Annotated in this window: 25 protein-coding genes and 2 tRNA genes; 19 read left to right on the top strand and 8 right to left on the bottom strand. The window is 40.3% G+C overall.

Going from position 1 to position 23,109, the window contains the following annotated elements; all coding sequences use genetic code 11:
• Positions 1-121 precede the first annotated feature (121 nt).
• The 9 genes from MgSA37_RS13770 (at position 122) to MgSA37_RS13730 (ending at position 8,436) form a co-directional block, all read left to right on the top strand.
• Positions 122-340: a hypothetical protein gene (locus tag MgSA37_RS13770; RefSeq protein WP_096352686.1), complete on the top strand. Its 219-nt coding sequence runs from the start codon at positions 122-124 to the stop codon at positions 338-340.
• Positions 322-723 (top strand): type II toxin-antitoxin system VapC family toxin, encoded by a 402-nt coding sequence (locus MgSA37_RS13765; protein ID WP_157750570.1) that lies wholly within the window; start codon positions 322-324, stop codon positions 721-723. Before MgSA37_RS13770 ends, MgSA37_RS13765 begins: the two co-directional genes overlap by 19 nt.
• Before the next feature lie 532 nt (positions 724-1,255).
• Complete coding sequence (locus MgSA37_RS13760; RefSeq protein ID WP_172885325.1) at positions 1,256-2,284, top strand: site-specific integrase; 1,029 nt, start codon at positions 1,256-1,258, stop codon at positions 2,282-2,284.
• A gap of 209 nt (positions 2,285-2,493) precedes the next feature.
• Positions 2,494-2,796: a helix-turn-helix domain-containing protein gene (locus MgSA37_RS13755; RefSeq protein ID WP_096352681.1), complete on the top strand. Its 303-nt coding sequence runs from the start codon at positions 2,494-2,496 to the stop codon at positions 2,794-2,796.
• 66 nt (positions 2,797-2,862) lie between these two features.
• Entirely contained in the window at positions 2,863-3,750 is an 888-nt protein-coding gene (locus MgSA37_RS13750) for a hypothetical protein (RefSeq protein WP_096352680.1), read from the top strand.
• A gap of 11 nt (positions 3,751-3,761) precedes the next feature.
• A complete protein-coding gene (locus tag MgSA37_RS13745) occupies positions 3,762-4,463 on the top strand; it encodes a hypothetical protein (protein WP_096352678.1) in 702 nt (233 codons plus the stop codon).
• Between the two features lie 31 nt (positions 4,464-4,494).
• Positions 4,495-6,597 carry a hypothetical protein gene (locus tag MgSA37_RS13740; protein WP_096352677.1) on the top strand — a complete coding sequence of 701 codons (2,103 nt, stop codon included), beginning with the start codon at positions 4,495-4,497 and terminating at the stop codon, positions 6,595-6,597.
• Positions 6,598-6,770: 173 nt separating this feature from the next.
• Positions 6,771-8,135, top strand: a complete 1,365-nt coding sequence (locus tag MgSA37_RS13735; protein ID WP_096352675.1) for a hypothetical protein — start codon at positions 6,771-6,773, stop codon at positions 8,133-8,135.
• Entirely contained in the window at positions 8,122-8,436 is a 315-nt protein-coding gene (locus tag MgSA37_RS13730) for a hypothetical protein (RefSeq protein ID WP_157750569.1), read from the top strand. Before MgSA37_RS13735 ends, MgSA37_RS13730 begins: the two co-directional genes overlap by 14 nt.
• A gap of 7 nt (positions 8,437-8,443) precedes the next feature.
• Here MgSA37_RS13730 and MgSA37_RS28245 read toward each other — a convergent pair whose 3' ends face one another.
• Complete coding sequence (locus MgSA37_RS28245) at positions 8,444-8,593, bottom strand: hypothetical protein (RefSeq protein WP_157750568.1); 150 nt, start codon at positions 8,591-8,593, stop codon at positions 8,444-8,446.
• Between the two features lie 93 nt (positions 8,594-8,686).
• Positions 8,687-9,085, bottom strand: a complete 399-nt coding sequence (locus MgSA37_RS13725; RefSeq protein ID WP_157750567.1) for a hypothetical protein — start codon at positions 9,083-9,085, stop codon at positions 8,687-8,689.
• A 129-nt stretch (positions 9,086-9,214) separates the two neighbouring features.
• Between MgSA37_RS13725 and MgSA37_RS13720 the strand changes: the two genes are divergently transcribed.
• Positions 9,215-9,484 carry a helix-turn-helix domain-containing protein gene (locus tag MgSA37_RS13720; protein WP_096352670.1) on the top strand — a complete coding sequence of 90 codons (270 nt, stop codon included), beginning with the start codon at positions 9,215-9,217 and terminating at the stop codon, positions 9,482-9,484.
• A 45-nt stretch (positions 9,485-9,529) separates the two neighbouring features.
• Here the strand turns inward: MgSA37_RS13720 and MgSA37_RS13715 are convergent, their stop codons facing one another.
• From MgSA37_RS13715 to hscB, 4 genes are all read right to left on the bottom strand, one after another.
• Entirely contained in the window at positions 9,530-10,132 is a 603-nt protein-coding gene (locus MgSA37_RS13715) for a hypothetical protein (protein ID WP_157750566.1), read from the bottom strand.
• A gap of 109 nt (positions 10,133-10,241) precedes the next feature.
• Positions 10,242-10,667, bottom strand: coding sequence for a hypothetical protein (locus MgSA37_RS13710; protein ID WP_157750565.1), 426 nt, complete (start codon positions 10,665-10,667; stop codon positions 10,242-10,244).
• A gap of 315 nt (positions 10,668-10,982) precedes the next feature.
• A tRNA-Leu gene (locus MgSA37_RS13705) sits at positions 10,983-11,066 on the bottom strand.
• A gap of 27 nt (positions 11,067-11,093) precedes the next feature.
• On the bottom strand, positions 11,094-11,618 hold the full coding sequence (hscB, locus tag MgSA37_RS13700) for a Fe-S protein assembly co-chaperone HscB (protein ID WP_096352666.1): 525 nt from the start codon (positions 11,616-11,618) through the stop codon (positions 11,094-11,096).
• A 180-nt stretch (positions 11,619-11,798) separates the two neighbouring features.
• On the opposite strand from hscB, the gene kdsA reads away from it, so the two are divergent.
• The 4 genes from kdsA (at position 11,799) to MgSA37_RS13680 (ending at position 14,746) form a co-directional block, all read left to right on the top strand.
• Complete coding sequence (gene kdsA / locus MgSA37_RS13695; RefSeq protein ID WP_096352664.1) at positions 11,799-12,572, top strand: 3-deoxy-8-phosphooctulonate synthase; 774 nt, start codon at positions 11,799-11,801, stop codon at positions 12,570-12,572.
• A gap of 128 nt (positions 12,573-12,700) precedes the next feature.
• Positions 12,701-13,636: a KpsF/GutQ family sugar-phosphate isomerase gene (locus MgSA37_RS13690; RefSeq protein WP_096352663.1), complete on the top strand. Its 936-nt coding sequence runs from the start codon at positions 12,701-12,703 to the stop codon at positions 13,634-13,636.
• 92 nt (positions 13,637-13,728) lie between these two features.
• Positions 13,729-14,520 carry an ABC transporter substrate-binding protein gene (locus MgSA37_RS13685; RefSeq protein ID WP_096352661.1) on the top strand — a complete coding sequence of 264 codons (792 nt, stop codon included), beginning with the start codon at positions 13,729-13,731 and terminating at the stop codon, positions 14,518-14,520.
• Between the two features lie 144 nt (positions 14,521-14,664).
• A tRNA-Leu gene (locus MgSA37_RS13680) sits at positions 14,665-14,746 on the top strand.
• Between the two features lie 82 nt (positions 14,747-14,828).
• On the opposite strand, the gene MgSA37_RS13675 is transcribed toward MgSA37_RS13680, so the two are convergent.
• Entirely contained in the window at positions 14,829-15,461 is a 633-nt protein-coding gene (locus MgSA37_RS13675; RefSeq protein ID WP_096352660.1) for a tetratricopeptide repeat protein, read from the bottom strand.
• A gap of 158 nt (positions 15,462-15,619) precedes the next feature.
• Between MgSA37_RS13675 and MgSA37_RS13670 the strand changes: the two genes are divergently transcribed.
• The 5 genes from MgSA37_RS13670 (at position 15,620) to MgSA37_RS13650 (ending at position 21,364) form a co-directional block, all read left to right on the top strand.
• The gene (locus MgSA37_RS13670) at positions 15,620-16,522 is read left to right on the top strand and encodes a helix-turn-helix transcriptional regulator (RefSeq protein WP_096352658.1); all 903 of its coding nucleotides are present in this window, start codon (positions 15,620-15,622) and stop codon (positions 16,520-16,522) included.
• Between the two features lie 73 nt (positions 16,523-16,595).
• Positions 16,596-17,105, top strand: a complete 510-nt coding sequence (locus MgSA37_RS13665) for an SRPBCC family protein (protein ID WP_096352657.1) — start codon at positions 16,596-16,598, stop codon at positions 17,103-17,105.
• Between the two features lie 16 nt (positions 17,106-17,121).
• The gene (locus tag MgSA37_RS13660; RefSeq protein ID WP_096352655.1) at positions 17,122-17,817 is read left to right on the top strand and encodes an SRPBCC family protein; all 696 of its coding nucleotides are present in this window, start codon (positions 17,122-17,124) and stop codon (positions 17,815-17,817) included.
• Between the two features lie 70 nt (positions 17,818-17,887).
• The gene (locus MgSA37_RS13655; RefSeq protein ID WP_096352653.1) at positions 17,888-18,322 is read left to right on the top strand and encodes an SRPBCC family protein; all 435 of its coding nucleotides are present in this window, start codon (positions 17,888-17,890) and stop codon (positions 18,320-18,322) included.
• A gap of 504 nt (positions 18,323-18,826) precedes the next feature.
• Positions 18,827-21,364: a DUF3857 domain-containing protein gene (locus MgSA37_RS13650; RefSeq protein WP_096352652.1), complete on the top strand. Its 2,538-nt coding sequence runs from the start codon at positions 18,827-18,829 to the stop codon at positions 21,362-21,364.
• Positions 21,365-21,512: 148 nt separating this feature from the next.
• Here the strand turns inward: MgSA37_RS13650 and dnaB are convergent, their stop codons facing one another.
• Entirely contained in the window at positions 21,513-23,075 is a 1,563-nt protein-coding gene (dnaB, locus tag MgSA37_RS13645) for a replicative DNA helicase (protein WP_096352650.1), read from the bottom strand.
• Between the last annotated feature and the right edge of the window lie 34 nt (positions 23,076-23,109).

Below are 23,109 nucleotides of genomic sequence, written 5' to 3'. Positions count from 1 at the left end.
AATAGTCACTTTTTCAGTGCCCTCATTTATTGTGGGCTTTGCTACACCCGGAACTTAGTTAATTCTCGGTAATTTGAATAGATAAGTTTTGTATCTTTGTTAAACAAGATATTTGATAAGGATGGAAACAGTTTTGTTACAGATCAATAATAATAAAGCTTACAAACTGATTGAAGATCTGGAAGCTTTAAATATAGTTAAAGTATTAAAAAAAAGTTCGCCCACCAAAGGAAAACTATCCGATCGGTTTTCTGGGTCACTGAAACTTTCGGATGAGGAGTACAATAATTTTCAAAAATCCATAGCTGATAGCAGAAACGAGTGGGACAGGGATATTTAATAGACTCCAATGTTGTTATCGGTTATTTGGACAGCAAATTACCGCCAGACGGAATGGAAATAATGCATTCCATAATTGATGACATCCCTAAAATTTCTGTAATTACTAAAATTGAGGTTTTGAGATTTAATACAACACCTGAATCCTATAGGATTCTTCAGGATTTTGTAAGCGAAAGCATAATCCTTGATTTGAACGGGATTGTTGTCGATAACACCATTTCTATTTGTAAATCACGTAAAATTAAACTACCTGATGCCATTATCGCGGCAACCGCGTTCGTAAATGACATCACGTTGATAACCCGGAATATTTCTGATTTTAAAGGAATAAATGGTCTGAAATTACTAAACCCATGGGATTTACCGGCTAAGCAAGCATAATAATTTATTGGGGTATAATAGCAAAGCCCCCGATTTCTCGGGGGCTTTTCGGTACCCAGAGCCGGTGTACAATTATTGTACTGATTAATTGGGCTAAGTGATGATTTATGAATGAAAACCCTTATTATAGGTCATAAAAAAGGCTTTTTATTATGATAGATTATGACCGATGAAGTTTGATTAAGACAAAAAGTGTATGTATATTTGAATGTTTCAATACAATTTACATACACAAATGGCAAAGCCGAAATTCTATCTTGAACCCCGATCAACCCCAAACGGCAAGCAAGCAATAAATATGTTTTATTCCATCGGGTCAGGTAAACGACTACAGTACTATACCGGGATAAGAATTGATATAAAATACTTTCGGCCCGAATGCAACAGCAGTAATACCATAAAGCCCATCAGGAACACTGCACCCTATTCCGATCAGGATAATAATAAACTTGCAGACATTGCAGCCAACGCGGTAACAATTGCATCTACGGCCAAAGGCGACAAACTCACAGTACAATATCTTCGTGAACAGTTGGATTTTATTTTTAAGCCAAAACCTGAAGCCAAACCTGATTTTAAACATGACGTAATTACATTTTTTGATAAAATCATCGAAGATAGCAAAAGCGGTAAACGGCTAATTTCAACCGGCAAAAACAAGGGTAGTAGGTATTCCCGAAATTCCATTAAAAACTACGGCATAGCTTTATCGGCGCTTCAGCGGTACATGAAATATTCGAAAATTAACGCCTTGAACTTTGAAGATATAAACAAAGATTTTTATGAAGATTTTAGATTTTATTGTTATTCGGTCGAGCAAAAAGAGAAATCAACATTTGCTGGCTATATCAAAGATATTAAAACCGTAATGAGCGAAAGCAATACTACAGGGTTCAATACTAAAGACTTTGTGATGCCTTCGTATGAAGCTGACACTTTGTATTTAAACGCCGATCAGATAAACAAAATATCTGCTTTAGATTTATCAGATAAAACGAAATTCTTTAAAGCTGTAAAAGGGAAAGAAGTTGTAAATATTAACTACTCTGTTTTAGATAAAGTCAGGGATTTGTTTTTAATTGGTTCATATACAGGGCTGCGATTCAGTGATTATAGCACGTTGGAGCCTTCAAATATTAACGGAAATTTTATCAATATCAAGCAAATTAAAACAGGGGGCCGGGTAACCATTCCGATCATGAGCCGCCTACACCCCGTGTTAAATAAATACCCAGGTGAGTTGCCTACTATGTCTAATCAAAAATTTAACGACTACATTAAATATGTTTCAGAATTAGCGGGCTTGACTGAACTAATAACAGTAAAAAACACAAAAGGCAATACCGATAATGAGAGCATCAAGCCTCTTTATAGCTTAGTCACAAGCCATTGCTGCCGCCGCAGCTATGCGACCAACATGTTTAAAGCTGGCATCCCCCCGATGCTTATAATGAGTGCAACCGGCCATAAGACGGAAACCAGCTTTTTGAAGTATATAAGAGCTACAAATGATGATAAAGCAAAGTTGCTATCAGAGGCGTTGCAAAAGTTAGGACTATAGCCTATTTTCATGAAATAATATAATTATTTCTTTATAGTTAATTTTATTTCATACATTTGATTCAAACATGATGTAAACTTGATTTCATTAGACGAACATAAAACTTTAGGGCCGCGCACTTAAAGGGTTTTGATTCGGTGAATAGCAAGGGTAATAAATGTAAAAAAGGTTCGCGCACGGGCCGATCAATTTACATTAATTATCAATCTATGCAAGTTATCACAATGTCGCATCAGGACGTTAAAGAACTCGTTCAAAACGTAGTTAATTTGACAATCCAAAACCTCAAATTAGAAAATCAGTTACCTTCCGAAAATCTAATTGCAAGTCAAGATCAGCGCTTTGACAGCAAGGGCCTGTCTGATTACCTGGGGTGTACCCCACAAACAATCTGCGTTTATAAGAAACGCGGCGTATTTCCTTTTTATCAAACTGGCCGAACTATTTACTTCAAAAAATCAGAAGTTGACGCTGCTTTAGCAAGTAATCGGAAAGGGTTAAAACATGCTTAATCCCAATCAAAGGCATGGTAAGGCTTTTTTACACTTTGTTAGGTTCAATTGGAAGGAAAGTATTCAATGAGCCTCACCGATAGTAGAATAGACTATTTTAAGCAAGTAAAGGAATTTGATTATTTGTGTGTAACTGAATTATCGGGCTTAACAGGTAATTACAGATCGGTTTATTTCGCCCTACTATCAATAAACAATTCTACTTATTGGTCAATTGTATTCGATGTTGATTTTCAATACATCATCCAATTATCAAGGGTTGACAAAGATACTTACCGTAGGGCAATGGACTTTTTTAATGAAAAAGGACTATTTGACAGTTACGAAAAGGGTATGAATCAATGGGCCAGGGCTAAGATTTCATTAAAAGTGCTACACGGAAAACCGACTGGCAATACGGTTAGCGGTTCAGTTACCAATGTAGATAGCTGTGCTGTTAGCAATCCGGTTACCAATACAGTGTCCAGTGCGCACATTAATAAAACAGTAAATAATAAAACAGTAAAACCTATAAAACAAAAAGCTTTTATTGAATTAGATTTTATTGAGCCTGATTATTCTGAAGCTTTTAATACCTGGCTTAAATTTAAAAAAGAACGGCGCGAAAATTACAAAAGTTACGATAGCACGCTGATTGCATACAATAAGCTAAAAAAAGACAGCGCCAACAATCCCGAAAATGCAAAGCAGATCATTGAAAATGCTATTGGTAGCAATTATGCCGGTTTTTATCCTTTGAAAAATAATCAGTTTGCAAAAACCGAACCAAAAAGCAAAGCACTGGTATTAATCGAACAAGCCGAAAGTTTAAGACGGAAATTCGACAATGAGGAAATTACCCATTTTATAGAGGTTCAAGAAAATCCAAAAGCCAGCGACCCGCTAAAAAGCAATATCGAAGGATTGGCAGAGAAAATGAACGCCGCCTACCAATTAAAAATAGTTAACTCTTAATCATAATAAAAATGAAAAAAAAACCACAAGAACGCAAGCTAATTTTCCAGGACGAAGCTATTTTTAAAAGCATCCTTACAAATTTACCTGAAATCCAAAAAAACGTTATTAAACTTAAAGAGGCTTACGAAAATCTTGAATTAAGCCAGGCTTTTGACGATGAAGTATTTAACGAGTTTATAACATTCGGCACCGGTAAAACAGAGAAGTTATACAATGACGGCTTACACGCCTCGTTGAATGCAATAGGTGCCATCAATAAACAAATCCGGGCCAACTTGCTATCAAATACAGAAACTTATCTGATAGCCTTAAAAACAGCATTAAGCGCTCTTAAAGTCTCGGGCAGGGCAAACGCATCCGGTGACGCTTTCCCGATCAATGTTATTTCTATTGTTAACGGGGTGCCTGTTGTAACAGATAGCGGATATGAAAAAATCAAAGAAGATTTTTGCCGTACATACATCGAAACTGATATTGAGCATGAGGTATATAATAAGCTTCAAAATTTAGCAAGTGCTTATAATTCATTGCTCGAAAGCTTTAAAGAAACAGGGTATAAACCATATTTCGACATGGAAAAATTACAAAATCTTTTGTCAGAAAATGAGCTAACAAAAGCCGTGGAAGTTAAAACCGATGCTACAGCGTTTGTAATAAATTACAATTCTGACTATACAGCCGCTCGATCAAATAGATTGAATGTCAATTAACTAATAAGAGCCAATTATAAACGATAATATTATGAGTGTAAACGTAAATGAAGGGGGCTTGAATTATACCGCAAGCATTGATGATACAGACCTAAACACCCGGCTTAAGACAATCGAAACAAATATACTTGCAACGGGTAAAGCATCGGTAACCGCGTCCGATATGCAAGTAAAATCTATAATGCAATTAAAAATACAATTGCAGTCATACCAGGCGATTGCGGAAAAATCAACCGACCCGGCGCGGCTTATACTTTATAATCAAAAGATTCAGGACTTACAAATCCAAATACAAAAGTTAGGGCGCGCCGGAAAAGAGGGTTTTGATAGTATGGGTAACGCCATTGAAAAAATTGCACCAGCAGTTGCCGCGGTAGTCCCCCAAATAAAAGAGGTAGAGGTAGAAGTTGAAGCGGTTACGCAAAAGGTGGGTAAATTTCAAAATGCAATCAATAGGGCTACGGATGTTCAGGTTATAGGGGCAAGGGTTGTATCTATGTTTAGCCGCCAAATAATCGGCCTTGGCGTTGGTATGTTATCTGTAACGATAGGCGCAAAAGCAATTGAGGCCCTTGCTAAATGGGTTGAAAATTTAAGAATTTTCAACCCGCTTGCTTCAGAGGCTAAATTAGCACTTGAAGAGCTTAATAAAGCCTACGCATCGTCTGACTATACCACTGCAATAAAGAATATTAATGAGCTTACAATTAATATTGACCTTGCTAAAAAAGGCTTTTTGGACAAGACGAAAGTTTTAAAAGAGTACAATACTACGTTAGGTTCAAGTATCGGATATGCCGACAATTTAAACCAGGCTGAACAAGATATTGTAAAAAACGGGAATGCCTTTATTAAGATCACTCTTTTAAAGGCTGTCGCGCAGCTGGCCCTTTCCGATGCTGCAAAGAAAACCTATGAAGCGCAATTAATTGCAGCTAATCCACCTACTCCATTTGGTGGAAAGAACAATAACGGAAGTTTTCAGGGTAATGCGCCCGCTGCAATTAAAAAGTATTATGCCGATTTAAATAAAGGTCAAGCTGATGCAGAAAAGCAAAAGATTTCAGACCTTAACGACCAGGCAAACAAATTCAGCGCAATTGCTAAAAAATCACAACAGGCGGCGGCGGATTTAGCGAAGGCTACCGGAATAGATTTTTTCGACGGCACTCAAGACCCTGTAAAAACACCAAAAGTTAAAACAGACCCTTCGGTAAAAGCAGGGGAAACATTGGTTGCGTCCTATAAAACAGCCTTTGAAAAACTTGATGCCCTTAAGCAAGAATATGCCTCTAAGGAAAAAACCAAAGATCAGCAGGAGATCGACGCAATAAAAGCAAAATTCAAGCTTGAAACTGATAGCCTGATTAAATTAAATGAGGCTCGTGATAAGTTTATAAGGAACTACAATAAAGCGCATGCGGGCGGTGGCGGCGCGGCTTATGCTGACAAGATCGGTGCAAAATATATCGACCCTTCAACATTAGACCCTATCCAGGCAAATGCTTTATCTGATTTGGCCGGTTCACAGGCGGTTGAAAAACTTAAGCCGCAGGTAGAGCAAATGAAATCCCTTTTTAATGAATATCAGGCATTCAAATTAAAAGTTGGTACCGAAACAGCTGATAAGCTTTACGGTAATGAATTGGGCGGGTTTAAAACCTATTTGGCATACCTTAAAAGTTTACAGCCTACCGAAGCGCAATTAAATTCAACTGACCCGACCATAAAGGCGACCGCATCCAAAACAAAAGACTTTTTAACTCCTTTGACAGCTTCAGCAAGCATATCTGAAACAGTACAAAACCAAAAGAATTTAGCTACGCTTTTAGAGCAAAACGAAACTTACGAAGCCCGAAGGAAACAGCTAATTGAAAAGGCAAACGACGAACTTGTGACGGCTTTAAAGGCTGGCTATGTTGATCAGGCCGGGGTTATTTATACGGCCCTTACAGCTCAATTAAAGGTAGAGGATATAGGTCAGGAACAAAAGGTAGAAGCAGCAAAAAAGCTAACTGAAACAATTATAAATGAAACCAAAGAACAAGCTAAAATTACGCTTGATGCCGCAAACGCTAAAATGAATCAGAGAAAGCACACGGACAAATTTCAATTGATACCTACAATAAGATAGCGAAGGCCATAAGCGATGCAAATAATTTAATAAAATCAAATTTACTTGCAAAAAGCTTATCGGAGATCGGGCAAAACCTTTCCTCAATTGGCAGTGAAATTTCACAGACAAATGAAAACTTTGGCGCGTTAGTTTCGGCGGCTGGCTCTGCAATGTCGAGCATATCCAGTATAATGAAACTTGCAGAGGATATGTCTAAAAATGAGGTTCAAATCATTTCAGACGGCATACAGGGATTGATTGGGCTGATAGGCACGCTTACTTCAGCGGCGGCGGCCCGTAAACAGGCGGCTATTGATTATTATAACTCTGTTATTGCATATCAAGATCAATATAATTTGGCCCTGATTCAGCAGCAACAAATCCAGTATCAAACGGACGGAAATATATTTTTTCCTGATTACATGGCACAGCTTAAAGATGCTTCAAAAGCGTTAAGCTCTGCCAATGCCGAAAGCGCTGCAGCCTTATCTTCATTATCAAAAGGTCAGGCAATTGTAGGGCAAAAGGATGTTATAAGCGGCGCTAACGTAGCAAAGGCAGCGGGTAATGGCGCGATGGCTGGCGCGGCGATTGGTGCAATTGCTGGCGGCCCCATTGGCGCGGCTGTAGGTGGAGTTATTGGTGCTGTTGGCGGCGCAATAGTTGGTTTATTTGGCACAAAAAGCAAAAATGTTTTAACGCCACTTTTACAGCAATACCCGGATTTGATACAATATAAAGATGGCGTTGCAACTCTTAATGAAGTACAAGCAAAGGCCCTGATTGCCAATAACCAGGTGACAGCATCGACAAAGATTTTACTACAAAGCGCGATTGATTTAAACGACGAAAGGCTTGCCGCAATCGCTCAAATTCAGGACGCTTTAAAGGCAGTTGTAGGTAATTTAGGTACCGATTTAGATAATGCCCTGGTAACCGCATTTGAAAACGGAACAAGTGCAGCAAAGGCATTTGGTGATAGTGTTAGCGCTGTGATCAGCAACATGATTCAGCAATTTTTGTTTGAGGATATTTTTGGCTCAAAATTCAATGATTTAAATCAGAAATTAAAAGATACAGTAGCGGCGGGCGGTTCATCTGCAGATATTACAAAAGATGTGACCGATTTCTTTAAAACAGCCGGGCCGCTGGTTAAATTATTCGATGACGGATTGACAGCGGCGAAAACGGCCGGTACCGCTTCAGGGCTTACATTGTTTGCCCCAACAGGTGCCGGGGCCTCTTCCACTTTGTCGGGTGCCATTGGTCAATCAATAACACAAAATACGGCCGATATTTTGGCCGGTTCAATGGCTGGCATACAATTAAATACTTTGAGGGCAAACGGCATACTACAAAGCCAACTGTTAAGCCTGGGCCAAATCGCCAACCTTGCACAGGCCCAATTAAATGCAGCGCTTCAAACCGTAGTGAACACCGGCAAAACAGCCGACAATACAAACGGCCTAATTGACACCCTTAACAAAATCGTTGCAAATACCGGTAGTAGTGCGGCGACTGAACTAAGAGCGGCCGGACATTATGGCTATGCTTAAATTCCAACTTAAATCAACCGGCGAAAACTATCCGGCTGATTTTAATTTACAAACTATTACTATGGAAAACCAACAACCCACAGATCAAACAATAAATTTGCTATTAAATATTTTCGCTGACATCTGTATCGGCAAAAACCTAATACTGCATCTTTCCGATATTTATGCATCGTTGGCTAATCTTGAAATATCAATTAAAAACGCTAAAATTAACGATGAACCTACACAAAAAAGGGAGAGCCTGTTAACGGAACTTCAACAAATGGAAAAGTTAATACTTGATCAATTAAAGGAACCATAAGTGAGTATTAATTAATTTTCGGTTTAAAATGCCTTATAGCGTTCTTATCAAAGTTGTAATTAAGCAGATCGGCACGGCGCTTAACTCTGTCTTTAAATGTTTCTTTTTTTATAGGTTCAGGCTGAATTATATCCCCCTTTTTATAAACTACTTTCATTCTGTTAATTTAAATAATTTTTCTCAAAACAAAGCCGGTCGTTGAACTCGACCGGCTTACTTTGGTAATTTGCTTTAAATAATCAACTTCTTTTTACCAGTCGCTTTTTTTAGGTACCCAGCCGTAAGCTTTAAATAATTTTTTATTAATTTTTGCAAAAAATCTTTCGCTTATTGAATCTCTAATTTTTAGGCATTCTGCAATTAAATTTTTATCTTCTAAAGGGTTGTTAATGATTTTGCTTAGTTCACCAACATTCATTTGTGATATTCTTTGTGGGGGTGATGCGTTTCGTGCATTAAGCGTCAATGTACCCGCACCAATAGGGCTGGCAGTTGAGTTTGATAAACTGTTTCGCATTGTATTTTTTAAAATAACCGGGGCCTGCGAAACAGTCACTTGTACATTACATACTATTTGAGAATTAGGTTTCCAAAACCTTGCCCCGGTAGATCGTAAAGATAATTGAATGTCTGATTTTAGCAACGTCATAGTTGTAATTTTTGTACTGGTATTGTTTCGCATTTCAAAAGTACAACAAAATACAATAAATGCAAATTATATTTCATTTATTTTCATTTAAGTGTTTTTGGTACTTATAATGTGCATTATATTTGCTTTATGAAAAAAGTTTTTAAGACAACTCTTAGTATAGAAGAGCTTAGTTCGTTAATCAAAGAAGCTGTGCAGTCGGTGATAAATAATGAACAAAACCAAATAGCCGCTACAGATGATGAAGGTTTTATAAATTTCAAACAAGCTTGCGAATATTTAAAATTATCCAGGTCAACAATGTATAAATTGAACATGAATAACGAGTTGCCGGTGCATCGAAAAGGAAAGCGCCTTTTATTCAAAAAGTCGGAGCTGGCTGACTGGCTAAAGAAGTAAGTTAATACATCAATATACATAAATAAAGCCACAACGCCGTCTAAGCTATGCTACGCGCGTACGTGCGGGGGCGGGCTGGATAAAATCATCTTCACCGCTTGACGTTTTAACCTGGTCGGCTGCAATAACAACGTGCTCAATTCTGCCGATACGCGGAGTTTCCTTTAATTCATTGCCCGCGCTGGTAACATCAACTTTAATCGGTTGTACGTTGTAAATGTCGGGTTTATGACATTTAAGCCACTGTATTTGGGCGTTTACGTCACCCGGTAATTCAGTTTCGGTTATTTCATCGTAAATATTTGTTTCATAGCGGCCCAATTGGTCGTTATATTCCCTTTTGGTTACAACCTTAGTTGTTACAACCTTTTGACCTATGGCCCGTTTATAAAGCGAATTTTCCACTAAAACACTTAACGGCCTTCTGCCTTTGGTCAATGAAATACTTAAAAGACTTTTGCTGCCGTCCGCTTGCTTCTTGTTTTTATTCTTACTGAAGGTTTCCGGCGCGACATTCAATATCTCCGCTATCTGCTGATCATCATAACCGTCTCTGGCTAACCCTTCAACTTCAAGTAATAGCATTGGGTCGTTATAGTCTAAACGCGTTTTGGGGATGCCCCGCCCTGTATTTTTGGTTTCTGCCATGATCATACTTTTATGGTTGCATAAAAATACTTAATTTTTGGATAATATTTGTTCCTAAGGAGAAATTAAACACTCCTTTTCAGCCTATTACATTGAAGATTTAACCAAATTAAAAACATTGAAGGGTTTTTTTTATTTTTTTCAGATCGCCTTTAGTAAAATAGGCGGAGCCTTCAGTCCCCCTTTCACCAAATAATTTTAAATGAACCGCGTCACTATTCATGAAAAGTTCAAGTAATTTGCGTGTTAATATTAGTTCGAAGGAAGGGCTTTCTATTATTGGTTTTAAAACAGACCTATTTTCAGCTGTAGCATTTCCTCTTATTTTACAAATTGTTTTTTTATCAATGTCGCCGTCAAATGTTATTTCAACACTATCAAGTTCAATTCTAATATCGTCTGTTTTTGCCTCCATTATAGCAACAAAGGAAGTAGTTTTATAAATCATTAGAATTGCGGTGTCTTTTTTTGATAAGATACATTTACCCATCGAATTTGTACTTATACTTATTGCGTTAATTTCCTTGCCTGTCACCGGGTTGGAAATTAATTTGAACTTACAGTCATTTTGAGAAAAAGAAAGTTTGAGATAAATAAGCACGTTGTAATTAGTAGTAATTTTTTCATTTTGTGATTTTTGATTAGTGTTTTAGAATAGATCAGGGCGTAATGTAGATTAAATTAACGGCAATGACTTTATTTATTTAGATTACTTACTACCTGGCGGTGAAAAGAAACTTAAGCCGAACCAGTTTAACAAAATAGATGATATTGTGTATGTGATACCGTATGTAGGTGAATAAAAAAAGCCGTAAGTACTTGACTTACAGCTTTTTTACTTTTCGGTATGTACCCAGAGCCGGGGTCGAACCGGCACGGCCTTGCGACCACAGGTGTTTGAGACCAGCGCGTCTACCGATTCCGCCATCTGGGCCTCTTCTCGAACGGTGGATTAATTCGTTCAGAATCGGGATGCAAATGTATTTAAACTCTCTTTAATCCGCAACAGATATTTTTGTCTATAATAACAATCTGCTATTTTATTTAATCTTTCTTCTTTCGCGGTGTCATTCAACTGCTCGTAACCCAGCATTGCCTGCTGCAGGTACTGCTCAATATCTTCCTCAATAGCAAGTACTTCCGCAGTGATGTGGCCCAATTGGCCTGCATCATCCACTTCCATCAGGCGCTCATTAATGTCCATCATTTCCATTAAAAAATCTGCAGGTAATTGTGGTTTTGCACCTTCCTGCAGCAATTCATGGCACTTTAAAATGTATTCAAGCCGCTTAAAAGGGTCAGAAAGCGTTTGCCATGCTTTATTATTAAGCGTAGACAACTCCAGTATTTCCTGCTGTTTTTCATCATCTTCGTTGGCATAAAAATCGGGGTGATACTTTTTACTGAGTTCGTAAAATTTCTTCTTCAGCAAAGCAGCGTCAGGGGTAAAAGATTCCTTTATGCCGTAAAAATCAAAATAATTCATGTGGTAAAGTTAGTCCGAAAGTCGGAAAGTCCGAAAGCCCGGAAGAAGAAAAATGGTTTACAAGTAGATTGTGACGAAAATGAAAAACACGACAGCCGCAGCTACTTTCCGACTTTCGGACTTTCCGGACTTTCGGACTTGTGAAAAATATTCTCATATTTACACATTATTTCACATTATATGCTATTTGAACAGATGCGGCAAAAGCCGTTTTTTATATTGGGTCCATGTGTAATGGAAAACCAGGAACTGCTTTACACCGTTGCCGAAAAAGTGGCCGAACTGGGCCAAAAGTTTAATGTGCCGGTGATCTTTAAAGCCTCGTTTGACAAGGCCAACCGAACTTCTATCCATTCCTACCGTGGCCCTGGGCTTGAAAAAGGCATGGAAATGCTGCTGAAAGTTAAAGAACGTTTCGGGCTGCCTTTAACTACAGATATACACGAAAGCTACCAGGCGGCCCTTGTTGGCGAGGTGGTGGATATCTTACAAATTCCTGCGTTTTTATGCCGGCAAACTGATTTGCTCGTTGCTGCTGCTAAAACCGGTAAAATTGTAAACATCAAAAAAGCACAGTTTCTTTCGGGGCAGGATATGTTTTACCCGGCGCAAAAGGTGCTGGAGGCCGGCAATGAGCAGGTAATATTAACCGAGCGCGGCAATATGTACGGTTATAATAACCTGGCCGTTGATTTCAGAAATATTTATGATATGAAAGCTTTCGGGCACCCCATTTGTATGGATTGCACCCATTCGGTGCAGCGGCCGGGCGGAGCAGGTGGCAAAACCGGCGGCGACCGTACATTTGTACCGATGATGGCGCTGGCAGCAAAAGCCTTTGGGGCAAGCGGTTACTTTATGGAAACACACCCCGATCCTGACCATGCCTTAAGCGACGGCCCGAATATGGTGAGGTTGCATGAGCTGGAAAAAGTAATGGAGCCACTTGTCTGAATCAGAATTTTCAGAATTTTTGAATTTTCAGAATTCATCAATTCTGGCTATTATGTTTAATTATTGAAGCACTAACTCCCCAATATTCTGTTAATTATTAAATTCTGAAAATTCTGATTCAGACAAACATGAAAGAAATTGCAAAAAGGGTTTTTGATATTGAAATTGAATCGTTACATGCTGTAGCGGATGCGATTGACGAGCAGTTTACCAAAGTGGTGGAAGCTATTTTAAATACAGACGGTAAGGTGATTGTCATTGGTATAGGTAAATCGGGTCTCATTGGTAAAAAAATAGCGGCCACTTTTGCAAGTACAGGTACACCCAGCTTTTTCCTTCACCCCGGCGAAGCTTTTCATGGCGACCTGGGCATGGTGGGTAGCGATGATATGGTAATCCTGATCTCTTACTCGGGTGAAACAGATGAGGTGCTTAAACTGATCCCCTTTTTACAGTGGAATAAAAATGAGATCATCGGTATCACAGGCAACCCAAATTCAACCGTGGCTAAAAACAGCCATTACCATTTGAATATTGCCATTCAGCAGGAGGCCTGTCCGCTCGCGCTGGCGCCAACTTCATCTACCACGGCGGCACTTGTTATGGGCGATGCGCTGGCGGTGGCATTAATGGAATCGCGTGGATTTCAGCATGAAGATTTTGCGCGTTTTCATCCTGGCGGCAGCTTAGGCCGTAAACTGCTGGTAAAAGTAAAAGACCTCATGCGCACCGATAATTTGCCTTTTATCAATGAAGAAGCTACGTTTACTGAGCTATTGCTCCGTATGTCAGAAGGCAGGCTGGGGATGGTGATTGTTGGCGATCCTGGCCATGTAAAAGGCATTGTTACTGACGGCGACCTTCGCCGCGCTCTGATACGCCACCCGGATACAACATCGCTCACTGTCACAGAAATGATGACCAAAACGCCGATATTTGTGAATGAAAATGAGTTTATTCACAACGCCGAGCAACTGATGATCGATAAGAAGATCACCGCGGTGGTGGTGGGATCAGAATCGGCTAGGAGCGTGTCGGGGATTTACCAGATCTATAATCAGTAAGGATTGGTCATTGTGTCATTACGTCATTTTTTTATTTGGAGAGCTAACCTTTCAACTTTCCAACATTACAACCTTTCAACAAACAAGGAAAAATGCTAGGATACCACGACCAGCTAAACCGTGAAATAAACCTGCCATCCGTCCCCAAACGGATCATCTCCATTGTACCCTCACAAACCGAATTGTTGTTTTATTTGGGATTGGATGAAAAAATTGTGGGCATCACGAAGTTTTGTATCCACCCGGCTGATAAGGTTGGAAGCGTTGAAAAAGTTGGAGGTACCAAGCAGCTTGATATCGAAAAGATAAAAGCGCTGAAGCCCGACCTGATTATTGCCAACAAAGAAGAAAACGAGCAAAACCAAGTTGAAGAACTTATAAATTTTTGCCCGGTTTGGATCAGCGATATTTATAGTTTTGACGACGCGCTTGATATGATTGAAAGGGTAGGAGCGCTCACCGGAAAGGGACCGGAAGCTAAAATCCTTTCAAGCCAAATAGCCCAACAATTCAACCAAAAAACAATTCAGCAATCAAATCTTAAAACCGCTTATTTTATCTGGCGAAAACCTTATATGATTGCCGGAAAAAATACTTTTATTGACGATATGCTGCTGCGCTGTGGGCTGGTAAACGCTTTTGACGAGGACCGGTATCCCGAAATTGATGCTAAAACACTGATAGCGACAAATCCTGATGTCATCTTATTATCCTCCGAACCTTATCCTTTTAAAGACAAACATATAGATGAACTAAGAGCAATTGTGCCCAAGGCTATCATCAGGCTTGTTGACGGCGAAATGTTCTCCTGGTATGGAAGCCGATTGTCGCACGCCGGGGCTTATTTCAAAGATTTGGTTGATTGGTTGACTAAGTTGGATTAAGTTGATTGAGTTAGAAGATACTTAAATTGACAGTCAATTAACGCTTTGCAAGAAACTTAATCAACTCCTCACCTAATCAACTAAAAATATATTTCTTTATTTCGCAATAAAACCTATCTTTGCAGCCTCTTAAAAATCAAAAACGCGGAAGTGGCGTAATTGGTAGCCGCACCAGACTTAGGATCTGGCGCCGCGAGGCGTGGGGGTTCGAGTCCCTTCTTCCGCACAGCGATTTAAACCCGGTCATTTTGGCCGGGTTTTTTGTTGAGGTTCAATCGGATGATTATTTTAGAATTCAGTTTGTTAAATTATTTTTTTCGAACTAATTTATCTAACCAGCTATCACGGTCTTTTACAATTCCTAAGTACTTATGATACCTAAGGGTCGAAGTTTCTTTGCTAGCGTTTTCTTCAGCTAAAATTTCAAAATGTGCCGCCCGTTCTGTATTGCACTTGTATTTGTTTATAATGCATAGAATTGAATATCCTTTGTATTTTTCAATAGGGAACAAAACACCGGGCATTTTTTCAAGAAGAATCTTTTCGACAGCGTCATAAAAATGAGTTTTCGCTGTTTTAACTACTAGTTCAGCGTAATAAATGTAAGCCTGTGTTTGTACTCGCGGGAATATCACCTCAAAATCAATGGCATGTTTATAAAACTCGATTGCCTTGTCATAATCATTTCTAAGTTGATAAATATTACCTAATGCAAATAATGCCCCTGGCCGATTAAATTGGTCATCAGGATATTCAGAAAATAATTTAGCAATTAATGATTCGGCAACATCCAGAAGGAACGCGTTCTTAGTTTCAACCAATTCTATCGCTTGTATTTTTAAATATTGGGCTCTCCCGTCTTTTCTCGCACGCTCAAGCCTTTTAAAAAAATATTCTTCGTCTTCTTTTGACCAACTTTTTTGCCTATACCAATCTACCATATTGTAAACTTATCAATCATAATATAGTTTAAACATCTTTTGCAAAAAAGTTAAGAATTTCGATGGTTAAATGCAATAACAATTTTATGTTTTGAAATCGCGATGCTAAAACGCCTATTATCCCAAAAACCTTATCTTAGCCTATAAAAGCACCCAGCATGCTCATCCGCCCGCTGCCACCGTCGTTTAATTTTGATAACGGCATCTTGCCGCCGGTTTATGGAGATCATTTTCTGTTTGCCGAAAATTTACACAGGCCCTATGAATGTGATGAACACACATCAGGCATAGGGTTACTGATGACCGGCAAAGGGAAATGTAATTACTACGTAAACAGCGCGAAGAACCAGGTGGATGCCAATAAAGTGTTTTTTATCAACCGTGGCAGTACATTGGCGGTAAGAGCGACAGAAAGCGAATCAGCGCCGGTGCTTTTATTTTTCAACTCCCGGCTGCCCGACCTGGTACAGTATAGCCTGGAGTTTGGCGATGAGGTAATGCTGGAGAAACCTTTTGATAATTTACCCTACGATTTCTCGTACCTGGAAAGGATCCACGCCGACGATAATTTGCACCAGACCATTTTATCGCTGATTGACCTGGGTGCCAGCTGCTCGTCATTTGCCTCGCTAACGGCGGATATGACGATCCGTAACCTGTTTGAAGCGTTGCTGCTGAAAAACCAGGACGCTTACAAACGTTCGCAAAACATCCAGGCGGTGAAGGCATCCACCCGGCTCGAAATTTTTAAACGCGTGGCTTCGGCAAAAGACTGGATGGAGCAAAACTATCAAACCGACATCACGCTTGAGGATATCTCATCCATAGCTGCGATGAACAGCCAGCATTTTTTGAGGATGTTTAAACAGGTGTACATGATCACCCCGCACCAATTCCTCATTGACCTGAAACTTAAAAAAGCAAAAGAACTGCTGGAAACTACCCCAATGCCCATTAATGATGTTTGCCAAACCATCGGTTTTGAAAGCGTTTTTTCCTTCAGTGTACTTTTTAAGAACCGTTTTGGTACCGCACCCTCTTATTACCGAAAAGGCGAATAAAATTCTCCATTTTCGATAAATCCCGGCTTTAAGGTTAGTATACCTTTGTCTTATAAATCAAACAATTACGACAATGGCACAATTAACAGAAACCGATTTTAGTCAATTCAAACTTCGGGTGAACATTAAAACAAGTATTGAAAACGCTTACCGCGCCTGGACAACCGCCGCGGGGCTTAAAGCCTGGTTTTTAGGCGGCCTTGTGTTTACCGATGAAAACGGCGCCCAACGCCCCGATGATTCACCGGCGCAGGTAAATGACAGCTACACTTGCTATTCAGCGAATAAACCTGGTTTGGTGCTCATCACCGGGAAAATATTAAAAGTAAATGGAAAAGATGTTTTCAGCTTTACCTTTTCCAAAGGCTGCCCGGTTACCATCACCATTTATTCGGAACAAAACGAAACCATCGTGGAGCTGATCGAGAGCAACCTGCCCACCGACGAAGAGACCATCAGGCGGCATTATGTGGGCGACTCCAAAGGCTGGATATTCTACCTCACCAACCTGAAATCCGTACTGGAAGGCGGCCTTGATTTGCGTAACCGTAACGAGGACATTAAGAATGTGATCACTCATTAACAATAAATAAAATATCATGGAACAGCAGAGCTATCAATGCAGCATCTTGGTTAACCGGCCTTTACTTGAAGCATTCGCCGGCATCAGCCAGGTTTCTTCGTGGTGGGCCAATGAAGTTAAAGGTCCATCACATCGGTTAAACGACCAGTTCTCCGTTCATTTTGGTAAAACATGGTCTACATTTAACATAAGTGAATTTATTCCGGGAAGAAAAATAGCATGGCATACCATCGACTGTCATTTAGATCTGCTCAAAAACCCGGAAGAGTGGAAAAACACCAAAATCATCTGGGAACTGACAGATGCCGGTGGCAAAACAGAGATCCAGATGACGCATGCCGGCCTGTTACCCGGACTGGAATGTTTTGAGGATTGCAATAAAGGCTGGGATTTTTATGTTAAAGAGAGCCTGTTTAATTTCCTCGAAAACCAAAAAGGGCTGCCGGGAAGCGGCATCATGGCTACTATTAGCGTGGGCGGCAAAACATACTCAGGCATTTTATTTTCAAAAGACCAGCCGGCGCCTCCAGTATCCGGTGATACTATCCTGATCGACGTAAAGGAAACCGCGGTTGAGCATGTGGTATCCGCTTATTCAGCGCATATCCTCGATGATGATTTTGATATCCACAACATCAGGGGGAACTATTATATGTTGCTGCAAAGCCCGGGCGGTACATTGCTAAGCGATCTTAATGAAGTCGTTAATTAAGGCCATCAATTATCATAAAATAAGTAAGTTAATGATAAAACCCGCTAACATATATTAAAAAACTACGACAATGAATCAGCAAAATTACCATTGCAGCATTGCTGCAGACGTTACGCCGCATGAGGCGTTTGAAGCCGTGAACCATGTTAACGAATGGTGGGCTAAAAAAATTGAAGGCAGCGCTGAAAAGCTAAACGATGTTTTTACCGTCCGTTTCGGCGATACTTGGGTTGCTTTTAAAATAGCTGAGTTTATCCCCGATAAAAAAGTTGTTTGGCAGGTGACAGACTGCTACTTGCCCTGGCTGAACGACAAAACAGAATGGAACGGCACTTCGGTCGCGTTTGAAATTTCTGCATTGGGCGATGAAACACAGGTAACCCTGACGCATATCGGTCTGGTACCGGGCGTTGAATGTTACGGCATGTGCGAAGCAGGCTGGAACCACCACTTCAGGGAAAGCTTTTTTAAACTGTTGACAGAACATGTGGGCGCGCCGGAATAACAAAGATGTTTGTGTCGCATCTTAGAAGTCTAAAAACGATTCAGCACAAATTGCCATAAGCCAACGTTTATCAATAGAAATGTGTAGCGTAGCGCTACACCTGCTACACCTGCTACAAAGCGCTACACAACTGACAATTAAAAAGTTAACTGCTGACAAGATTTTGTCACTGACAAAATCCTGTCAGCGGTTTTTTCTGATTCCGGGCAATTTATTTGCATCTCAGGTGTTTTGAATTTGCGCTTTGGCCAAAACTGCTGCTTAATTGGCAAGTAATTTTCAGGCTGAAGGCGGTAGCAGTCAATTTATGGGGTCCGGGTTGCTGACGCCAATTACTATCGGAAATGCACGTTATTTTCAGACGATCGCTGAGTTACAACCATTTCAACCCGGTTCAGTTTGGCCATTTTTTTTGTTTACATTATAAAATAAGCTTTGAGGCTAAATATATGATGAGATATTATAATTTTTATTCTCATCATCTTTTTTTATTTTCATAGCCAAATGCAAAAGAATTTAAACCTGTTACTTTTTGTCCTATTTAGCGTTGTCATCACCAATTTTAGTATAGATAAGGCGTATGCGTTTACACCTATAGTTCATTTATCCCCCAAACCATCATGGATATTACCAAGTAAAAGATATAACCAGCCGCCATCGGCCCGTGATGTTAACAACGGTGCATACGATGAGCTTATCGAAGAGCAGGTTAATGTTGAACAAAAAGCAACTTATAACCACATCATCACGCAAATTGTATCCCAATCGGGTGTGCAAAATAATTCAGATATATCGGTTAGCTTTAACCCGGCCTACGAAAGGCTTGATTTTCACGAAATAACCGTATGGCGGAATAACAAACCACAGTCGCGGTTGAATGTGGGTGAGTTTAAGGTGCTGCCGGACGAAAGTGAAATTGAAAAATTCATATATAATGGCACTTATTCAGCAAAGTACATTCTGAGTGATATCCGCAAGGGCGACAGGCTTGAATATTCATATACCATTACCGGTTTTAACCCGGTTTTCGACAATAAATTTTGCAGAAGCATTTACCTGCAGGGAGCCAACCGCATTGAACACCAATACACGACATTATTGTTTGCAGCCGGCAGAAAATTAAACCTCAAGTCGTTCAACCTGCGTTCGCAACCTAAAATCTCAGTTAGCGCCGGTATAAAAAGGTTTGAATGGGAAGATTTTAAGGTGCCGGGTATATCCACAAATAAAATTCAACCTGATTGGTTTAACCAGTATGCCAGGGTGCAGGTAAGTGAATTTGGCAGCTGGAAAGAAGTTGTTAATTGGGGGCTTAAAACAAACCCTCTTCAAACAACATTTAAAGGAGAACTGGCCGACACTATCGCGAAGCTGAAGAGGCAGTCGGGAGGTGACCAGGCAAAGTATTTCAGAGCGGCAGTTACGCTGGTTCAGGACGGCATAAGATATATGGGGATAGAAACCGGGCCATATTCACATAAAGCCAATATGCCGGAAAACGTATTTAAGCAGCGATACGGTGATTGCAAAGATAAATCGCTGTTATTGGCTTCCATACTAAACGCAAATGGAATTGAAGCGCATTTAGCGTTAATAAACACCGATCTTGAAGATAAAGTTGAAAGCTTTATGCCCTCGCCGATATTATTTAACCATGCTGTTGTTGTTGCTGCAGTAAACGGTGAAAAAGTTTGGGCCGATGCTACAATGGCAAACCAGGGGGGTAAGGGAACCGACCTTTATTTTCCGCCTTATCGCGAAGGATTGATTTTAAGCGCCGGAAACACCGGGTTGACGAAGATCAACGAAACAAAAACAGGATCTATAAACTGTGTTGAAAACTTTGATGTCCACGACGAATTTACGCCGGTAAAACTTAGCGTGGTTACCACTTATACACGCGATGAGGCCGATGATACGCGCGACCATATTGCCACCACCGGAATAGCGCAAACAGAAAAGAACTACCTGGACTATTACTCGAAAACTTTCAGCAAAATAGAGGCGGGCGACTCTCTTATTATTAAAGATAACAGGGCAAAAAATGAACTTACAACCATCGAAAGTTATAAAATCCGCGACTTTTTTAAGCATGATGCTGTTAGCGGGAAATATACTGCCGACTTTTATGCTGATTTTGTACGGCATCAACTACCTGATGTAGACGGCGAGGTACATACCCCGGTACTGGTAAACTACCCGTACAATTTAGATTATACCATTCATGTATTTATGGCGGGCGGCTGGGATAATATCACAGACGAAAAATATGAACTCAATCGCAGTACCTACAAATTTGCGACAGATAAAAAAGTAAAGGGGGATGACCTGGCACTGCATTACCAGTTTACTTATTTGAATGACTATGTTCCGCTGGATAAGTTGCCTGAATTTAAACAGGACATAAAAGACCTCAAAGATGATCAGCTTTCTTACAGCTTTTATTATATCCCGGATATCAAAAAGCTACCATTTAAATTAAACAGGATCATGTTTTTACTCAGTATCGTTGTTATTATTTTGTTTGCATTTTTGGCAACAAAGTACTATAAGACTGAAACAAGGGAAGAAATATTTGCAAACAGGGTTTATTCGGCTCCGGCTATAGGTGGCTGGCTCATCGTATTGTTGTTGGTGATCTTTGCATCCGCATTCAGAATGACATATCATTTAGTTGAAGATGGATATTTCGGCATGAGCAAATGGGACCTTTATACAAACGGCCAAAAAAGCCTGGTATACCGACTGCTGTTGATTTTTGAAATGATCGGCAATGTGGGGCTGGCCAGCTTTTGCTGTTTCTGCCTTTTGCTGATCGTCAAAAAAAGAGATATTGCACCTTACTTTATAAAAAGACTATTGCTGTTTAGCGTGTTATTTATTTTTTGCGACTACCTGTTAAATGCTTTTTTTAAGGCTCAACTTTCAAACTATGATGATGAACAAATAATCCAGGCGGTAATTATGGCTGCTATCTGGACTTATTATTTGAATATTTCTGAGCGCGTTAAATCAACGTTCATAGTACCTTATCCGCATTAGATAATTAATAACCAAACATGTATGTTGTTAATTTCAATATCGATAATGAATTTTGAATGTCAAACGCCGAAGTTTACTTCATTATTCAACATTGGTCATTCAATATTAGTTTCTCATTTTGAAATCCATCCTTTAGGGGGCCAGTGTGCTAAAACGGTTGTTCATCGTCTAAATCATCCATTCGCGACGGACGTATAATAAAGTTGTTTGGTTTCTCAAAATCCTGCGAAGGGGCAAGGCCCGAGAACGCATTTGTAGCCGTAAACGAACCATCCATGCCTGTATCAAGGTCGGTAAATTTAACGTATTTACCCACAAATTTCAGGCGCACGCGGCCGGTTTCGCCGTTACGGTGCTTGGCTATGATTACCTCACCCACACCTGCTGTAGGCATGTTATCTTCATCTACTTCCAAACCATAATATTCCGGACGGTAAAGGAATAATACCATATCCGCATCCTGCTCGATGGAGCCAGACTCACGTAAGTCCGAAAGCATTGGCCTCTTGGAACCACCGGGGCGGCTTTCAACCGCGCGGCTTAACTGCGACAAGGCAATCACCGGAACATTTAACTCTTTGGCTACAGATTTGAGCGCCCTTGAGATACTACCGATTTCCTGCTCGCGGTTACCGCCGCCTTTACCATCTGCGCCCTTGCCATGCATCAGCTGCAGGTAGTCAATTACGATCAGCTGGATATCATGCTGCGATTTTAAACGACGACATTTGGCCCTGAATTCAAAGATATTCAGCGCGGGAGTATCGTCAATGATCAAAGGCGCCTGTTCCAGCCTGCCGATCTTGGAGTGGATCTGCGCCCATTCCCATTCTTCCAGGTTACCCTTACGGATCTTTTCCTGTTCAATCTGGGTTTCGCCCGATATTAAACGGTTAACCAGTTGAACCGAGGACATTTCGAGCGAGAACACGACCACGGGTTTATTAAAATCAACCGCGGCATTACGGGCACAGCTTAAAACGAAGGCTGTTTTACCCATTGCAGGGCGGGCCGCAATAATTACCAGGTCGGATTTTTGCCAGCCTGAGGTCATCCGGTCAAGGTCGGTAAAGCCGGAGGCTACACCTGTTAAGCCGTCCTTTTTATCTTTCAACGCTTCAATTTCCTTCAACGCTTCATGCATCAGGTCGTCCATTTTGCGTGAATCGCGCCGGAGGTTATTCTGGGCGATCTCGAAGAGGTTTTTTTCCGCCTTATCCAGCAGGTCGAGTACGTCAGTAGTGTCTTCATACGCGCTCTGGATCACCTCTGTCGAGATCCTGATCAGTTCACGCTGGATGAATTTCTGAATAATGATCCGTGAGTGAAACTCGATGTTGGCAGCCGATGCAACGCGATTGGTGAGCTCGGTAATATAATAGGCGCCACCGATCATCTCCAGTTCACCCTGTGAGCGCAGTTGTGAGGTAACAGTAAGGATATCTACCGGGGATGATTTTTCGAATAATGTCCGGATAGCCTGGAAAATTTTCTGATGGTTATCTTTATAAAATACATCAGGTTTTAAAATATCTATTACGGAAGAAAGGGCATCTTTCTCAAGCATTAAAGCGCCTAAAACGGCCTCTTCAAGGTCAATTGCCTGGGGAGGAAGTTTACCCAAACCACTGTAAGGTGTGGGGTTGGTGATCCTGCTTTTACGGTCGGTAGCGTTCGGCTTGTTATATTGGTTTTCGTTTTCAGTAATCATCCTTATCAATAATCTTCGCAACAAAAGTATACTA

This window comes from Mucilaginibacter gotjawali, assembly GCF_002355435.1.
In the GTDB taxonomy this organism is placed as follows: domain Bacteria; phylum Bacteroidota; class Bacteroidia; order Sphingobacteriales; family Sphingobacteriaceae; genus Mucilaginibacter; species Mucilaginibacter gotjawali.
This window is presented reverse-complemented; position numbering and strand designations above follow the sequence as displayed.

Coding starts and splice junctions, on each gene's coding strand:
- MgSA37_RS13770 (WP_096352686.1), top strand. CDS start 122: ATGGAAACAGTTTTGTTACAGATCAATAATAATAAAGCTTACAAACTG.
- hscB (WP_096352666.1), bottom strand. CDS start 11,618: ATGAATTATTTTGATTTTTACGGCATAAAGGAATCTTTTACCCCTGAC.
- MgSA37_RS13720 (WP_096352670.1), top strand. CDS start 9,215: ATGAAAAAAGTTTTTAAGACAACTCTTAGTATAGAAGAGCTTAGTTCG.
- MgSA37_RS13715 (WP_157750566.1), bottom strand. CDS start 10,132: ATGGCAGAAACCAAAAATACAGGGCGGGGCATCCCCAAAACGCGTTTA.
- MgSA37_RS13730 (WP_157750569.1), top strand. CDS start 8,122: ATGGCTATGCTTAAATTCCAACTTAAATCAACCGGCGAAAACTATCCG.
- kdsA (WP_096352664.1), top strand. CDS start 11,799: ATGCTATTTGAACAGATGCGGCAAAAGCCGTTTTTTATATTGGGTCCA.
- MgSA37_RS13745 (WP_096352678.1), top strand. CDS start 3,762: ATGAAAAAAAAACCACAAGAACGCAAGCTAATTTTCCAGGACGAAGCT.
- MgSA37_RS13750 (WP_096352680.1), top strand. CDS start 2,863: ATGAGCCTCACCGATAGTAGAATAGACTATTTTAAGCAAGTAAAGGAA.
- MgSA37_RS13665 (WP_096352657.1), top strand. CDS start 16,596: ATGGCACAATTAACAGAAACCGATTTTAGTCAATTCAAACTTCGGGTG.
- MgSA37_RS13690 (WP_096352663.1), top strand. CDS start 12,701: ATGAAAGAAATTGCAAAAAGGGTTTTTGATATTGAAATTGAATCGTTA.
- MgSA37_RS13755 (WP_096352681.1), top strand. CDS start 2,494: ATGCAAGTTATCACAATGTCGCATCAGGACGTTAAAGAACTCGTTCAA.
- MgSA37_RS28245 (WP_157750568.1), bottom strand. CDS start 8,593: ATGAAAGTAGTTTATAAAAAGGGGGATATAATTCAGCCTGAACCTATA.
- MgSA37_RS13685 (WP_096352661.1), top strand. CDS start 13,729: ATGCTAGGATACCACGACCAGCTAAACCGTGAAATAAACCTGCCATCC.
- dnaB (WP_096352650.1), bottom strand. CDS start 23,075: ATGATTACTGAAAACGAAAACCAATATAACAAGCCGAACGCTACCGAC.
- MgSA37_RS13650 (WP_096352652.1), top strand. CDS start 18,827: ATGCAAAAGAATTTAAACCTGTTACTTTTTGTCCTATTTAGCGTTGTC.
- MgSA37_RS13740 (WP_096352677.1), top strand. CDS start 4,495: ATGAGTGTAAACGTAAATGAAGGGGGCTTGAATTATACCGCAAGCATT.
- MgSA37_RS13735 (WP_096352675.1), top strand. CDS start 6,771: ATGAAACTTGCAGAGGATATGTCTAAAAATGAGGTTCAAATCATTTCA.
- MgSA37_RS13660 (WP_096352655.1), top strand. CDS start 17,122: ATGGAACAGCAGAGCTATCAATGCAGCATCTTGGTTAACCGGCCTTTA.
- MgSA37_RS13655 (WP_096352653.1), top strand. CDS start 17,888: ATGAATCAGCAAAATTACCATTGCAGCATTGCTGCAGACGTTACGCCG.
- MgSA37_RS13675 (WP_096352660.1), bottom strand. CDS start 15,461: ATGGTAGATTGGTATAGGCAAAAAAGTTGGTCAAAAGAAGACGAAGAA.
- MgSA37_RS13725 (WP_157750567.1), bottom strand. CDS start 9,085: ATGACGTTGCTAAAATCAGACATTCAATTATCTTTACGATCTACCGGG.
- MgSA37_RS13670 (WP_096352658.1), top strand. CDS start 15,620: ATGCTCATCCGCCCGCTGCCACCGTCGTTTAATTTTGATAACGGCATC.